Annotated in this window: 12 protein-coding genes; 11 read left to right on the top strand and 1 reads right to left on the bottom strand. The window is 63.8% G+C overall.

Annotated features, from left to right (window positions below; all coding sequences use genetic code 11):
* Positions 1–581: 581 nt before the first annotated feature.
* The 5 genes from GYB81_RS21610 (at position 582) to pgi (ending at position 6,122) form a co-directional block, all read left to right on the top strand.
* A complete protein-coding gene (locus GYB81_RS21610; protein WP_161867170.1) occupies positions 582–1,970 on the top strand; it encodes a polynucleotide adenylyltransferase PcnB in 1,389 nt (462 codons plus the stop codon).
* Positions 1,967–2,455 (top strand): 2-amino-4-hydroxy-6-hydroxymethyldihydropteridine diphosphokinase, encoded by a 489-nt coding sequence (gene folK / locus GYB81_RS21605; protein WP_161867171.1) that lies wholly within the window; start codon positions 1,967–1,969, stop codon positions 2,453–2,455. The genes GYB81_RS21610 and folK overlap by 4 nt, the downstream gene beginning before the upstream one ends.
* Before the next feature lie 274 nt (positions 2,456–2,729).
* Positions 2,730–3,530 carry a 3-methyl-2-oxobutanoate hydroxymethyltransferase gene (gene panB / locus GYB81_RS21600; protein WP_161867172.1) on the top strand — a complete coding sequence of 267 codons (801 nt, stop codon included), beginning with the start codon at positions 2,730–2,732 and terminating at the stop codon, positions 3,528–3,530.
* Positions 3,527–4,384 (top strand): pantoate--beta-alanine ligase, encoded by an 858-nt coding sequence (panC, locus tag GYB81_RS21595; RefSeq protein ID WP_161867173.1) that lies wholly within the window; start codon positions 3,527–3,529, stop codon positions 4,382–4,384. Before panB ends, panC begins: the two co-directional genes overlap by 4 nt.
* Positions 4,385–4,457: 73 nt before the next feature.
* A complete protein-coding gene (gene pgi, locus GYB81_RS21590) occupies positions 4,458–6,122 on the top strand; it encodes a glucose-6-phosphate isomerase (protein ID WP_161867174.1) in 1,665 nt (554 codons plus the stop codon).
* Positions 6,123–6,152: 30 nt separating this feature from the next.
* Here pgi and GYB81_RS21585 read toward each other — a convergent pair whose 3' ends face one another.
* Positions 6,153–7,121 (bottom strand): GlxA family transcriptional regulator, encoded by a 969-nt coding sequence (locus tag GYB81_RS21585; protein ID WP_161867175.1) that lies wholly within the window; start codon positions 7,119–7,121, stop codon positions 6,153–6,155.
* A 106-nt stretch (positions 7,122–7,227) separates the two neighbouring features.
* Here GYB81_RS21585 and GYB81_RS21580 point away from each other — a divergent pair, with 106 nt between their 5' ends.
* From GYB81_RS21580 to GYB81_RS21555, 6 genes are all read left to right on the top strand, one after another.
* Positions 7,228–8,325, top strand: a complete 1,098-nt coding sequence (locus GYB81_RS21580; protein ID WP_161867176.1) for a DJ-1/PfpI family protein — start codon at positions 7,228–7,230, stop codon at positions 8,323–8,325.
* 63 nt (positions 8,326–8,388) lie between these two features.
* Positions 8,389–10,326 carry an acetate--CoA ligase gene (gene acs, locus GYB81_RS21575; protein WP_161867177.1) on the top strand — a complete coding sequence of 646 codons (1,938 nt, stop codon included), beginning with the start codon at positions 8,389–8,391 and terminating at the stop codon, positions 10,324–10,326.
* Between the two features lie 70 nt (positions 10,327–10,396).
* Positions 10,397–11,263 (top strand): oxygenase MpaB family protein, encoded by an 867-nt coding sequence (locus GYB81_RS21570; protein ID WP_161867178.1) that lies wholly within the window; start codon positions 10,397–10,399, stop codon positions 11,261–11,263.
* Positions 11,264–11,324: 61 nt separating this feature from the next.
* Complete coding sequence (locus GYB81_RS21565) at positions 11,325–12,341, top strand: class I SAM-dependent rRNA methyltransferase (protein ID WP_161867179.1); 1,017 nt, start codon at positions 11,325–11,327, stop codon at positions 12,339–12,341.
* A gap of 103 nt (positions 12,342–12,444) precedes the next feature.
* Positions 12,445–15,327 carry a DUF748 domain-containing protein gene (locus GYB81_RS21560; RefSeq protein WP_161867180.1) on the top strand — a complete coding sequence of 961 codons (2,883 nt, stop codon included), beginning with the start codon at positions 12,445–12,447 and terminating at the stop codon, positions 15,325–15,327.
* Positions 15,324–15,629 carry a DUF2845 domain-containing protein gene (locus GYB81_RS21555; protein ID WP_161867181.1) on the top strand — a complete coding sequence of 102 codons (306 nt, stop codon included), beginning with the start codon at positions 15,324–15,326 and terminating at the stop codon, positions 15,627–15,629. The genes GYB81_RS21560 and GYB81_RS21555 overlap by 4 nt, the downstream gene beginning before the upstream one ends.
* Positions 15,630–15,641: the final 12 nt, after the last annotated feature.

Here is a 15,641-nt window from a genome sequence, read left to right as displayed (position 1 = left end):
TAAGAACAAGACGTAACGACTCCACAACAACAAGAACAACAAGGTAAGGAGGCGCAGCTAACTGATTCTTTTGGAGAGGAGTTGCCACAAGGGGTTCGCCCCAGCGACCAGACTGAGAACAATAAAACTGCCTCGAGGCAGCGCCGGAACTGGTTGATTAAGGCAGCATCAGCGTCCAAAGAAATCCGTTTGCTATTGGCTCCCCATTCTAGGGAGCACCCGGTAAGCCACGGCGAGCCGGGAAGGGCCGAACAACAAAAACAACAGGCCCTCAATAACAATAAAAACAGAGCACGCACCAACTTGGGGGGGAGCTTCGGCTCCCCCAGTAGCTTGCGCTCCCAGAATTCCCGCCATCCGCCCTTCTACACACCTTCTCCCGACACGATGCTAGAATCCGCAGCAATCATGCGGTCATCATTCCGTATGCCGTCGAAACAGGTTACCGAAGCAAGCGCCAGGGTGGTGTTCGCGGTTCGTCAGCGAATCCAGGACTGCTGCCTTAAACGCCGCGATGCCCTCCAGGCAGCACCTCGACAGCATATGGAGCAGGCCGGCCACTACTCCAAACAGTGCATCCCATGCTGAAAAAGCTGTTCAAGTCTTTCCACTCACCTCTGCGCCGGGCGCCACGCCCACGCAGCACTCCCGAAGTGCTGAGCAGTCGCCAACATCCACTCAATCGCAATGAGATCAGTCGTCACGCCATCAGCGTGGTCGAGCGTCTGCAAAAGGCTGGCTACCAGGCCTATCTGGTCGGCGGCTGCGTACGCGATCTGCTGCTGGACATCGACCCCAAGGATTTCGACGTGGCCACCAGCGCCACGCCCGAGCAGGTACGGGCCGAGTTTCGTAACGCACGGGTGATCGGCCGCCGCTTCAAGCTGGTGCATGTGCACTTCGGTCGCGAGATCATCGAAGTGGCGACCTTCCGCGCCAACCATCCGCAAGGCGACGAAGAAGAAAACAGCAACCAGGCTGCCCGCCACGAAAGCGGTCGCATCCTGCGCGACAATGTCTACGGCACCCTGGAAGACGACGCTCAGCGCCGCGACTTCACCATCAATGCGCTGTACTACGATCCGACTCAGGAACATATCCTCGACTACGCTCGCGGCATGCATGACGTGCGCAATCACCTAGTGCGACTGATCGGCGATCCGGAACAGCGTTACCTGGAAGATCCGGTACGCATGCTGCGTGCGGTGCGTTTCGCCGCCAAGCTGGACTTCGAGATCGAGAAGCACAGCGCCGCACCGATTCGCCGCCTGGCGCCGATGCTGCGCGACATTCCAGCGGCGCGCCTGTTCGATGAAGTGCTCAAGCTGTTTCTCGCCGGCTACGCGGAATACACCTTCGACCTGCTGCTCGAACACGATCTCTTCGCCCAGCTGTTCCCGGCCAGTGGCGAGGCGCTCAAGCGCAATCCCGAATACACCGAGAAGCTGATCCGCCAGGCCTTGATCAACACCGACGACCGCGTCCACGACGGCAAGTCGGTCACCCCGGCGTTCCTCTTCGCGGCGCTGCTCTGGCCTGCGCTGCCGGCGCGCGTGCTGCAGCTGCAGAGCAAGGGCATGCCGCCGATTCCGGCGATGCAGGAAGCTGCCCACGAGCTGATCGCCGAGCAGTGCCAGCGCATCGCCGTGCCCAAGCGCTTCACCATCCCGATTCGCGAGATCTGGGACATGCAGGAGCGCCTGCCGCGGCGCAGTGGCAAACGTGCCGACCTGTTGCTGGAGAATCCGCGCTTTCGCGCCGGCTACGACTTCCTCCTGCTGCGTGAACTGGCCGGCGAGGACACCGGTGGCCTGGGCGAGTGGTGGACGGATTACCAGGATGCCAACGACAGCGAGCGCCGACAGATGATTCGCGACCTCGCCGGCAAGGGCGAAAGCACCGGCAACGCGCCGCGTAAACGTCGTCGCAACAACAACCGTCGTAAACGCAGCGAAAGCGGCGGCGAATGATGGAGCGGGTCTACATCGGTCTCGGCAGTAATCTGGCCGAGCCCCTGCGACAATTGCGTGCGGCCTTGAGCGCCATCGCGCAGTTGCCGCAGAGCCGCTTGCAGGCACGATCGTCGTTCTATATCAGCGATCCGCTCGGCCCGGCTGACCAGCCACGCTACGTCAATGCCGTGGCGGCGCTGGATACCGAACTGGAGCCCTGGCAGTTGCTCGATGCGCTGCAACGCATCGAGCAGGAGCAGGGCCGGGTACGCAAGGCCGAGCGCTGGGGCCCGCGCACACTGGATCTGGATATCCTGCTGTTCGGTGAACGCCTGCTCCAAGATGAGCGGCTGACCGTGCCGCACTACCACATGCACGCCCGCCCCTTCGTGCTCTATCCGCTGGCCGAGCTGGCTGCCGATCTGCGGCTCCCAGACGGCCGCAGCCTGAGTGCCCTGTTGGAAGCCTGCCCCTTCAGCGGGCTGGAACGCCTGGCCGAGTAGCCCAGCCGGCCTTTGCTGGAGGGGTTTGAGCTGCGCTCCGACAAGCTCGCCGCTGAAGCGGCCTCCTACGGGGCGGTCCGTTGCGCAACCCGACATCCCGCGCATTGGCGGTAACGCCAGTAACAGAGCGGTAACACCCGCAATTGACTTCACGCCCCCCCATCAGGACTATAGGCGTCCCGTTGTCCAGCGACGGGCGCACCTTTGATGCCAATCCAGGCCGGATTGCCGCCAGATAGAAGCGGTATACCGAGCCTGAGCGAGGACCTTTGAAATGCCTGACGTTACCCTGACCACCCTGCAAAGCCTGAAGCAGAACGGTGAAAAAATCGCCATGCTGACCGCTTATGACGCCACTTTCGCCCAGGCCTGCTGTCAGGCCGGCGCTGAAGTGCTGCTGGTCGGCGACTCCCTGGGCATGGTCTTGCAGGGGCACGACAGCACCCTGCCGGTCACCATCGACGAGATGGCATATCACACCGCCAGCGTCAAACGCGGTAACAACGGCGCACTGATCATCGCCGACCTGCCGTTCATGGCCTATTCCAACAGCGAACAGACGCTGCTCAACAGCGCCAGGCTGATGCAGGCCGGCGCCCACGTGGTCAAGCTCGAAGGTGCCGGCTGGCTGGCCGAGCCGATCCGTCTGCTGGCCGAACGCGGCGTACCGGTCTGCGCCCACCTCGGGCTCACCCCGCAGGCAGTGAATATTCTCGGTGGCTACAAGGTTCAGGGCCGCCAGGAAGCCCAGGCGCGCCAGATGCGCGCCGACGCCATGGCTCTGGAACAGGCTGGTGCCGCCATGCTCCTGCTGGAGTGCGTACCCAGCGAGCTGGCTACCGAGATCGCTCAGGCCGTGAAGATTCCCGTCATCGGCATCGGTGCCGGCCCGGGCACCGACGGTCAGGTACTGGTACTGCACGATATGCTCGGCCTGTCCCTCTCGGGCCGCGTCGCCAAATTCGTGCGCAACTTCATGGAAGGTCAGAGCAGCATTCAGGGTGCCCTGAGCGCATACGTCAAGGCGGTCAAGGACGGCAGCTTCCCAGCAGCCGAGCACGGTTTCTCCGCATGAATACGGTCAAGACCCTGCGCGAGCTGCGCGCCGCCATAGCCCAGGCCCGGGCCGAGGGCAAGCAGATCGGCTTCGTGCCGACCATGGGCAATCTGCACGCAGGCCACGTTTCGCTGGTGCAAATCGCCGCCCAACGGGCCGACTTCGTGGTCGCCAGCATCTTCGTCAATCCGCTGCAGTTCGGTGCAGGTGAAGATCTGGACAAATACCCGCGCACACTTGCCGCCGATCAGGAAAAGCTGCTGGCGGCTGGCTGCCACCTGCTGTTTCACCCCGATGTCGCGGAAATCTACCCGCACGGCATGGGCGACCAGACTCGCGTCAGCGTGCCGGGTGTATCGGAAGGACTCTGCGGCGCCAGCCGCCCGGGCCATTTCGAAGGCGTGGCGACCGTGGTGACCAAGCTGTTCAATATGGTCCAGCCCGATCTGGCCGTGTTCGGCGAGAAGGACTATCAGCAACTGGCGGTGATCCGCGCGCTGGTGCAGGACCTGAACATGCCGATCCAGATCATTGGCGCACCGACCCAACGCGCCGAAGACGGCCTTGCCCTCTCCTCCCGTAATGGCTACCTCAGCGCCGAACAGCGTGACGCCGCTCCGGCGCTGTACCAGGGTCTGCAAGCGATCGCCGAGGAACTGCGCCGTGGCGCCCGTGATTACCCCAGGCTCGTCGACGCTGCCCAGGAGCAGCAGCGCAAGGCGGGTTTCGTTCCCGACTACCTGGAAATCCGCAACGCAGTGAATCTCCGCCCGGCCCAGCTCGACGACCGCCAACTGGTAATCCTTACCGCAGCCCAGCTGGGCGGCACCCGCTTGATCGACAATCTTGTGGTTGAACTGCCGAGTCAGTAGCTGCCTCCAAAGGCAGACGGTTACACTCATGGAGGCCCGGATCAAGCCGGGCCGTTGCGGATCAGGAGCTCCGATGGCCTACTACCAGCAGCCTCAAGACGTCACCACTCTGCCCGCCTGGCAGGCGCTGCAGCAACACCGCGCCGAGATGGCCGGTTTCAGCATGCGCGAAGCCTTCGCCGCGGACGCAAGGCGCTTCCAGCGTTTTTCCCTCGATAGCTGTGGGTTGCTCCTGGATTACTCGAAGAATTTGATCGACGAGCACGGCCTCGAGCTGCTGATTCAACTGGCCGATCAGGCCGGTCTGAACGAGGCCATTGCGGCCCTGTACAACGGTGAGCATGTCAATGCTTCAGAGGGTCGCGCTGCGCTGCATACCGCTCTGCGCAGCCCAATCGGCCGGCGCCTCGTGGTTGATGGCAATGACATCATCCCCGAGGTACACCGCGTCCTGAATCAGGTCACCGAACTGGTCAGCCGTATTCACAGCGGGCTGTGGCGCGGCTACAGCGAAAAACCGATCAAGGAAGTGGTGAACATCGGTATCGGCGGCTCCTTCCTCGGCCCACAGCTGGTCTCCGAGGCGCTGCGTCCGTTCACTCAGCGCGGGGTGCGCTGCCACTACCTGGCCAATATCGATGGCAGCGAATTCCGCGAACTGACCGCTCGCCTGGACCCCGAAACCACACTGTTCATCGTCTCCAGCAAGTCCTTCGGTACCCTGGAAACCCTGAAGAACACCCTGGCCGCACGTGACTGGTACCTGGCCATGGGTGGCCCGGAAGAGCAGCTGCACCGTCATTTCATCGCCGTGACCAGCAACCGCAAGGCTGCCATCGAGTTCGGTATCGGCGAAGAGAACATCTTCCCCATGTGGGATTGGGTCGGTGGGCGTTATTCGCTGTGGTCGGCCATCGGTCTGCCCATTGCCCTGGCCATCGGCGTGTCCAACTTCAAGGAACTGCTGGCCGGAGCCTATGCCATGGATCAGCACTTCACCCAGGCGCCACTGGCCGAAAACATGCCGGTACTAATGGCCCTGCTGGGCATCTGGTACACCAATTTCTGGGGCGCGCAGAGCCACGCGATCCTGCCCTACGACCACTATCTGCGTAACTTCACCAAGCACCTGCAGCAGCTGGACATGGAGTCCAACGGCAAGAGCGTGCGCCAGGACGGCACGCCGCTGGACATCGCCACCGGCCCCATCATCTGGGGCGGTGTCGGCTGCAACGGGCAGCATGCCTACCACCAGTTGCTGCACCAGGGCCGCCTGCTGGTGCCGGCGGACTTCATCGTCCCGGTCAACAGCTACAACCCGCTCTCCGATCATCACCAGTGGCTGTTCGCCAACTGCCTGTCGCAGGCCCAGGCGCTGATGCAGGGCAAGACCCGCGATGAGGCCGAAGCCGAACTGCGCGCCAAGGGGCTGAGCGAAGACGAGGTGCAGCGTCTGGCACCGCACAAGGTGATCCCAGGCAACCGACCGAGCAACATTCTGGTGATGAACCGCATCGCGCCGTTCAACCTCGGTGCGCTGGTGGCGCTGTACGAGCACAAGGTATTCGTGCAGAGCGCCATCTGGGGCATCAATGCCTTCGACCAGTGGGGCGTGGAGCTGGGCAAGGAGATGGGCAAGGAAGTCTACCAGCGCCTGACCGGCGCCAGCGACGAGCCGGCCAGCGATGCATCCACCCAGGGGCTGATCGAGCACTTCCGCTCGCAGCATCGCGGCTGATCACCTGAGAGGCGCGCCCACCGGCATGCCTCAACGGCAGAAACGCTGACGATACTCCCCGGGCGTCACCCCCAGCGCCCGGGAAAACGCCTGTCTCAGATTGTAGGCGTTGCCGAAGCCGCTGCTCTGCGCCACGCGCTTGAGCGACGCCTGACCTGCCTCCAGCAGCTGGCATGCATGTTCCAGACGCAGATGCAGCAGCAGCCTGGCTGGCGTCACCCCGAGTTCGGCCCGGCAATGCCGATGCAGCGTGCGCGGCGACATGTTCATGTAGATCGCCACGCCATCGACGTCCCAAGGGGCGCTCAGAGATGTCCGTAACTCAGTCAGCAAGCGTTGTATCACGCCATCGGCGGGTGCCTGTTGGGCCAGCAACTCGGTGCTGAACTGGCGCTGCCCGCCGGGCCGTCGCAGGTACATCACCAGCCCCTTGGCCACCTGCAGCGAGACCTCTCGCCCATGGTCCTCTTCCACCAGGCTCAGGCAAAGGTCCATGCCAGCGGTCACTCCGGCCGAACTGTAGAAGCCCCCATCATGGACGAACAGGCTGTCATGCAGAACCGCCACTCCCGGATATAGCCGTTGCAGCAGCTCGGCATAGCGCCAGTGGGTGACGACCTTGCGCCCGCTCATCAGACCGGTCTGCGCCAGCAGAAATGCGCCTGTACACACCGAGGCACAGCGCGCCGCCAGTGGTCCGGCCTGCCCCAGCCAGCGGATGAGCGGCCCGTGCTGCAAGGCGCGTTGAACACCGTGTCCGCCGGCTATCAGCAAGGTACTGCCGGCCAGTTCCTGTGGTTCGGGCACTGGCTGAGTCGCCAGCGCAAGCCCGCTGCTGGAGGCGACCATGCCGCCATCCAGCGAGATTGCCTGCAGCTGATAGGCAGGCCGCGCCATTGCAGGTAGGTGTTCGTCCACCGCTGCGAACACGTCCGCTGGCCCGGTGGCATCGAGCAGCTGAAACTCGGGAAATACCAGCAGCAGGACCCTGTGCGTCATCGCATCCCCTCCCGTAACCGATGGCAGGTTTTCACTCATTTATGACATATGCGCCGGGCGCGCACACGCCAGACTGATCTCATCTCCCAAACCGAGGAATGGCGTCATGTACAGGAAATGGCCATTGGCAGGCCTGTTGTGCCTGCTGTATTTCTCCGGAGACCTACACGCCTCCGAAGAACTACTGGCCACCTATCAGCCGCGCTTCGAGCGTGAACAGCCCGTGGTGGTCGTGCTCGCACAAAACCAGATGACAGAGCTGACGGACTTCGTCGTGCCACTCGGCATCCTGCGTCGCGCTGGCGTGGCCAGGGTACTGGCAGTGGCGACCGAGCCGGGCACAGTGCAACTGATGCCGGCGCTCAGCGTGCGCGCCGAAGCCAGCATCACCGAGTTTCAGCGCGACTTCCCCCAGGGCGCCGATTACCTGATCGTGCCGGCCGTACACGACAGTCGGGAGCCCCGCCTGCTGAATTTCATCAGGCAGCAGGCAGCGCTGGGTGCCCGCATCATCGGGATCTGCGACGGCGTGCTGCCGCTGGCTCATGCCGGCCTGCTGCATGGACGCCGCGCCACGGGGCATTGGTACTCGCGTGACCAGCGCCTGGACGACTTTCCGGACACCCTGTGGCAGGAAAATCAGCGCTATGTGGTAGACGGCCAACTGATGACCACCGCTGGCGTCAGCGCAGCCCTGCCGGCCTCACTCGCGCTGGTCGAAGCCATTGCCGGTACGAGCAAGGCGAGCGCGCTGGCACAGGTGCTCGGTACCAGCGACTGGTCCCCGCAGCATGACAGCGAGGTATTCACCCTTGGCAGTCAAGGCTATCTGACCGCGGCCGGCAACTACCTTGCGCGCTGGAGACATGAAACCTTCGCCGTCACCCTGCTGCCCGGGATAGATGAAGTAAGCCTAGCACTGCGCGTGGATGCCTGGGCGCGCACCTTCCGCACCCAGGTGCTGGGCGTGGCCCCTCAGCCGGTATTCAGCGCCAGCGGGCTGGAGTTCATTCCGCAGCGCACCGACTCCGGAGGATTGCCGCAGCTGCCGGGAGGTGCCGTGAGCGCCGCGCAGACTTTCGACGAGGCGCTCGCGGCCATTGCGGGTCGTTACGGAGCGGCGACCCAACGTCTGGTCGCCGCGCAGCTCGAGTATCAGCAGAACGAACAGGCCCGGCAGCATGTCGAAATGTTTAAGCCTTGAACCAGGCGCCTGCCTGGGTGCAACCTTGTGACCGTTGCGGACAAACAATTACAAGGACCCGCCATGTTCGAAATCACTCGCCATCCCGTGCCAGATGCAGTGCGCCAGCGCGCGCACCTGGATAACGACGCCTACCTGCGCCTGTACCGGCAGTCGGTCGAGCAGCCCGAGATCTTTTGGGCCGAGCAGGCCAACGCCTTCCTCGACTGGTTCAAACCCTGGGATCAGGTGCACGCCAGCGAACTGAAGCAGGGCCGCGCCGAATGGTTCAAGGGCGGTCAGCTCAACGTCGCCTACAACTGCATCGATCGCCACCTGGAAAAACGCGGCGAACAGATCGCCATCATCTGGGAAGGCGACAACCCGGCCGAATCAGCGCATATCACCTACAACAAACTGCACCATAACGTCAGCCGCCTGGCCAACGTGCTCAAGCGCCGCGGCGTGAAGAAAGGCGACCGGGTTTGCATCTACATGCCGATGATCCCCGAAGCGGCCTACGCCATGCTCGCCTGCGCGCGTATCGGCGCGGTGCATTCGGTGGTGTTCGGCGGCTTTTCCCCCGATGCGCTGCGCGACCGTATTCTCGATGCCGATTGCCGTACCGTGATCACCGCTGACGAGGGCGTGCGTGGCGGCAAGTACATTGCGCTGAAGAGCAATGTCGACAAGGCGCTGCAAAGCTGCCCTGATGTCTCCACCGTGGTGGTGGTCGAACGCACCCAGGCTGACGTGGCCTGGGTGGAAGGTCGAGACATCTGGTACCACCAGGCGCTCAAGGAGGTCGATGCCGACTGCCCGGCCGAGCCGATGGATGCCGAGGACCCGCTGTTCATCCTCTACACCTCGGGCTCGACCGGCAAACCCAAGGGCGTGCTGCACACCACCGGCGGTTACCTGCTCGGCGCGGCGATGACTCACAAGTACGTGTTCGACTACCACGAAGGCGACATCTACTGGTGCACCGCCGATGTCGGTTGGGTTACCGGGCACAGCTACATCGTCTACGGCCCGCTGGCCAACGCGGCCACCACCCTGATGTTCGAGGGCGTGCCCAACTATCCGGACGCCTCGCGCTTCTGGCAGGTGATCGACAAGCACCAGGTAAATATCTTCTACACCGCCCCCACCGCCCTGCGCGCATTGATGCGTGAAGGTGCGGCGCCGGTCAAAGCCACCTCGCGTTCGAGCTTGCGTCTGCTCGGCACAGTGGGCGAGCCGATCAACCCCGAGGCCTGGGAATGGTATTTCCAGGTGGTCGGCGATACGCGCTGCCCCATCGTCGACACCTGGTGGCAAACCGAGACCGGCTCCATCCTGATCAGCCCGCTGCCCGGCGCTACCGACCTCAAACCCGGCTCGGCCACCCGGCCCTTCTTTGGCGTGCAACCCGTGCTGCTTGACGAGCAAGGCAAGGAGATCATTGGTGCGGGCGCCGGCGTGCTGGCGATCAAGGCCAGTTGGCCGAGCCAGATCCGCAGCGTCTATGGTGATCACCAGCGCATGGTCGACACCTACTTCAAACCCTACCCCGGCTACTACTTCACCGGCGATGGCGCACGCCGCGACGAAGACGGCTACTACTGGATCACCGGCCGCGTGGATGACGTGATCAACGTCTCTGGTCACCGCATCGGCACCGCCGAGGTGGAAAGCGCGCTGGTGCTGCACGACGCGGTGGCCGAGGCGGCGGTGGTTGGCTACCCGCACGATGTGAAGGGTCAGGGCATCTACGCCTACGTCACCCTGATGAACGGCCAGGAGCCTTCCGAAGAGCTGAAGAAGGACCTGCTGACCCTGGTCGGCAAGGAAATCGGCAGTTTCGCCAAGCCGGAGCTGATTCAGTGGGCGCCGGGCCTGCCCAAGACCCGCTCGGGCAAGATCATGCGGCGCATCCTGCGCAAGATTGCCTGCAACGAGCTGGAGAACATGGGCGACACCTCCACACTAGCCGACCCCAGCGTGGTCGAGAACCTGATCGACCAGCGCCTCAACCGCTGAGCCTCCTGCCCGGCCCGAAAGGGTCGGGCGCACCTTGTATTGCGCCTGCCAAGCACCGAAACTGCGCGCCATGGAAAGCCTTCGCCGTCAGATCGAAAAACAGGTGCACAGCCTCACCGGCGCCTCGCTGGGTGTGCTCGACCTCGACCAGCCCCGCGGCGATGCCGGCCTGTTCGGCCCCGAGTCGATGGTCTGGGAAGTACACGCCGACTTCACCGCGATGATGGTCGGTGGCATCTCGGCACTGCTCCTGCAGATGCTTCACCCACTGGCGCTGGCCGGCGTGTGGGATCACTCCACCTTCCGCCAGGACATGCTCGGCCGCCTGCGTCGCACCAGCCTGTTCATCGCCGGCACCACCTATGGCGGCCTGCAGGACGCCGAACAACTGATCGACAAGGTGCGCCGCATTCACCTGCAGGTGGTCGGCCACGCGCCGGACGGCCGCCCCTATGCCGCCAGCGATCCCGGGCTGCTGACCTGGGTGCACGTCTCCGAAGTCAGCCAGTTTCTCGCCGGCTACCTGCGCTACGTCGATCCGCAGCTGCCGGTGGCCGAGCAGGATCGCTACTACCGTGAAGTGGCGCTGATCGCCGAACGCCTCGGCGCGCAGGACGTGCCCAAATCGGCTCAGGCCATCAGCGGCTATCTGCAACACATGCGTTCACAACTGTTATGCGATCAGCGCACCCGCGAAGTGGTACGACTGCTGTATACCGCTCCGATGCCCAGTATCCTCGCCAAACCCTTCGGCAATCTGATGATGCAGGCTGGCGTCGACCTGCTGCCGGACTGGGCCAGCGACCTGCTCGGCGAACATCAGGCCGCCTGGCGCCGCCCGCTGATTCGCGCCAGTGTGCAGCGTACCGCCAACCTGCTGCGCTGGGCCGTACGCAATAGCGCCGCCCAGCGCGCTCGCCGGCGTCTGGCGCCTTAGAAGGCGTGGCGGGCCGTTATCTTGATAAACTGCCGGCCTTCCTTCCTCCGAGACGCCGCGCATGCCTTCTCTTGACCAGGCGCTGCGCGCCGCCCTCGACGCTCGCCCGAACCTGCTGGCCGAACTGCATGCTCAAGGTACCGACTGCTACCGGCTGTTCCACGGCAGCCAGGAAGGTGCGCCGGGCTTGACCGTCGACCGCTATGGCCCGCAACTGCTGGTGCAAAGCTTTCATCAGCCGCTGCACTCCGACGACCTTAAGACCATCGCCAGCAGCGTCGAGACTCTCCTTGGCCAGGCCCTGCTGCTGGTCTACAACGACCGCTCCCGGGGCAACTCGCGTATCGACCGCGACCCGGGGCTGTTTCAGGCCAGCGAAGCCGCCCTCGAGGACATGATCGGTCACGAATGGGGCCTCAACTACCGCGTGCGCGGCCGTCATGCCGGTCAGGATCCCCTGTTGTTTCTCGATCTGCGCAACGCCCGCGGCTGGGTCAAGGCCAACAGCGCCGGCAAATCCGTGCTCAACCTGTTCGCCTACACCTGCGGCGTCGGCCTGTGCGCCGCAGCCGGCGGCGCGCGCGAGGTGATCAATCTCGACTTTGCCCACGGCAACCTGGCCGTAGGCCGCGAGAACGGCGCGCTGAACCCCGAACTGCCGAGCATGCAGTTCATTCAGTCCGACTATTTTCCGGCCATTCGCCAACTGGCCGACCTGCCGATCAGCAGCCGCCGCGGACAAAAGCTGCCGAGTTACCCGCGTCTGCAACCGCGCACCTTCGATCTGGTTTTCCTCGACCCACCGGCCTGGGCCAAGAGCGCCTTCGGCACCGTCGACCTGCTGCGCGATTACCAGAGCCTGCTCAAACCGGCGCTGCTGGCCACTGCCGAAGGCGGCACGCTGGTGTGCTGCAACAACCTGGCGAAGGTGGAGATGAGCGATTGGCGCACACAGGTGCTGCGTTGCGCGGAGAAACTGGGCCGCCACGTACGGGAGTGCCAGGTCATCGTGCCGGCATCGGACTTCCCCTCCACAGACGGCAAGCCGCCGCTGAAAACCCTGATCCTGAGGCTCTAAACAGGCTCACGGACGAAAAATGCGCGGGGCGCTGCACGCCCGGAACCGAACCGCCGTGCCATACTCCAAGTCGTCTCCTCGTCTGGATAGATGACGCCAAGCCATGCCCAAAGGACTGAAGCGCGCGCTGAGCGCACTGTTGATCGCCGTTTTCCTCTATAGCCTGATCGGCTTTCTGATTCTGCCGGGCATCGCCCTGCGCATCGCCAACCAGCAGCTGGCGCAGTACGCCACGGTACCCGCCTCGCTGCAGCGCGTGCAGCTCAACCCCTTCACCCTTGAACTCAGCCTCTGGGGCCTGCGCATCGGGGAAAGTGGTCAGGAACAGTTGAGCTTCCAGCGCCTGTACGCCAACCTGCAGAGCGACAGTCTGTGGAGCGGCGCTCTGCACCTGAGCGATATCGAACTGGATGGTGCGCGAACGGAAATTCTCTTCGCCAAGGACGGTACGCTCAATCTCACCCGGCTGCTGCGCCTGCCGGAGAGCCAGGCAGAACCCCAGGCCGAGAACAGCGAACCCTTCCCGCTGCGCATCGACAGCATTCGCCTGCGTGAGAAGTCGCTACGCTTCCAGGACCTGCGCCCAAGCGAGCCGGTGGAGTTCGCCTACGATTCACTTGATCTGGAGCTGCACAACCTCAGCACCCTGGCCGGCGACAATGCGCAGATGACCATGACCGCCAGCGGCCCGCATGGCGCACGGATCGACTGGCGCGGCCAGATCAGCCTGACGCCCATCACCTCCAGCGGCAGCCTGAGCATCAGCGATGGTCGCCTGAGCACCTTCTGGCCTTACGTGCGCGACGCCTTGCCACTGGTGCTCAAGGAAGGCCAGGTCGATCTCAGCAGCGACTACCGACTCGATCTGTCCAGCGGTACCGAGCTGCAACTGAGCAAGGTCAAGGTGCAGTTGGCCCCCTTCGCCATCGACGACCCGCAAGGCAAGCCGCTGGTACGCCTGCAACGCCTGGATATCGACGACACCAGTCTCGACCTGGCCAAACAGCAGGTGGTGATCGGCCAGGTGCGCAGCCAGGGCCTGGAGGCCTGGGCTGCGCGCGAAGCCGACGGCCAGCTGGACTGGCAGAAGCTCTTCGCCAAACCCGATACCGTCGAGCGCGAAGCGCCCGCTGCCACCGAGCAGCCCGGCGAAAGCAAGCCCTGGCAGGTTCTGCTGCAGGATGTGCAGTTGCGCGACTACAAGGCTCACCTGGCCGATCGCGTACCGCAGCAGGAAGTGGCCGTGGATGTCGGCCCGTTGAACCTCGACCTGAAGAACTTCGACAGCCTCGGCGACAAGCCTTTCGATCTCAGGCTCGACAGTGGCCTGGGCAAACAGGGCAAGCTGCAAGCCGCCGGCCAGGTGCAATTGAGCCCGACCACTGCTCGGCTCAAGGTTGCCACTCAGGATATCGACCTGCGCCTGGCGCAAGCCTACCTGAGCCCCTTCATTCGCCTGGAACTGCGCAGCGGCCTGCTCGGCAGTGACCTCGAGGTGCAGCTAAAGAGCACTGAACCGCTGGCGCTCAGCGTCACAGGTGACGCCAGGGTCGACCAGCTGCACACCCTGGATACCCTACGTGAGCGCGATTTCGTGCGCTGGAAGCAGGTACGGGTCAATGGTCTCGACTACCGCCACGGTGAAAGCCTGGCCATCGAACGCATCGAGCTGGATCAGCCTTATGCACGCTTCGTGATCAACGAGAATCTGACCACCAACGTCAGCGAACTGGTGGTGCCGCAGCCGGCAACGCCGAACGAGACCAAGGCGGATGCCGGCAAGCCGCTGGCGATTCGTATTGGCGGCGTCGCCATCAATGATGGCTCGGCCAACTTCGCCGACTTCAGCCTGACGCCCAGCTTCGCCACGGCCATTCAGCAAATGAACGGCCGTATCGGTGTGCTCGACAACCAAAAGCCGCAAGCGGCCAGCGTCGACATTCAGGGTAAGGTGGACCGCTACGCGCCGATGAGCATCAAAGGCAAGCTGACCCCCTTCGATCCACTCAACAGCCTGGATATCGCCACCCGCTTCAAGAATGTCGAACTGACCACCATCACGCCTTATTCCGGCAAGTTCGCCGGCTATCGCATCCGCAAGGGCCGTCTCAACCTCGACCTGCACTATCGCATCGAGAAAGGTCAGCTCAATGCCGAAAACAAGGTGCTGGTGGAAAACCTGCAACTGGGCGAGCGAGTCGACAGCCCGGACGCCGTCGACCTGCCGATTCGCCTGGCGGTGGCCCTGCTCAAGGACACTCAGGGCCGCATCGCCATCGAGCTGCCGGTGCAGGGCGATCTGAACAACCCCGAGTTCAGCGTCATGCCCATCGTCTGGCAAACGCTGCGCAATCTGGTGTTGCGTGCGGCTCAGGCGCCATTCAAGTTCATCGCCGGACTGGTTGGCGGCAGCAATGTCGATCTGAGCACCGTACCGTTCAACGCCGGCTCGGCCGAATTGGAAGGTGACGCACGCCAGGCACTGGACACCCTGGCCAAGGCGCTCGAGGAACGCCCCAATCTGCGCCTGGAGGTCGAAGGGCAGGCCGCGCAGAGCGCTGACGGCCCGCTACTGGCCGAACAGCGGCTGCAGCGCGAATTCCGCGAAGGCTGGTACAAGGTGCTGCAACGGCGCGGCGACAAGGTGCCGGCCAGCCCCGATGAGCTGACGGTAGACGAGGATGAACAGGCCGCCCTGCTCGAAGGCATCTACCGTACCCGCCTCAAGCAACAGCCGCCAGCCGAATGGGCCGAGCTGGACAGCGAGCAACGCCAGCAGAACATGCGCCAGGCCGTGCTGGACTCCTGGGCTCAGAGCAAGCTGCTGCTGCGGCAACTGGCCCGGCAACGCGCTGCAACGATCAAGGATTATCTGGTGGACCAGGGCGGGCTGTACGATGAGCGCGTCTACCTGATCGATGCCAACCTGGGCGAGCCCGAAGCCGATGGCCGCGTGCTCACCACTCTGCACCTGGACAGCCAATGATCATGCGTCGCTTATCCCTCATCACGGTTATCCTGACTGGCGGCCTGCTCGGCGCAACCGCACAGGCCGATACGCTGCGTTGCGGCAGCGCACTGGTCAGCCTGGGTGACCGCCCGTTCGAGGTCGAACGCAAATGTGGCGCGCCAGTGCACCGCGATCCGATCGGTTACACCCTGGGCTCCTACGACCGCCGCGAATACATGATCGAGGAGTGGGTCTACGGACCGAGCAACGGCATGCTGAGCATCCTGCGCTTCGAAGGCAATCGCCTGGTCGCCATCGAACGTCGTCGCGAACGCTGAGCCGGAGGCTGA

The organism is Pseudomonas yangonensis (genome assembly GCF_009932725.1).
GTDB classification, from domain to species: Bacteria; Pseudomonadota; Gammaproteobacteria; order Pseudomonadales; family Pseudomonadaceae; genus Aquipseudomonas; species Aquipseudomonas yangonensis.
This window is presented reverse-complemented; position numbering and strand designations above follow the sequence as displayed.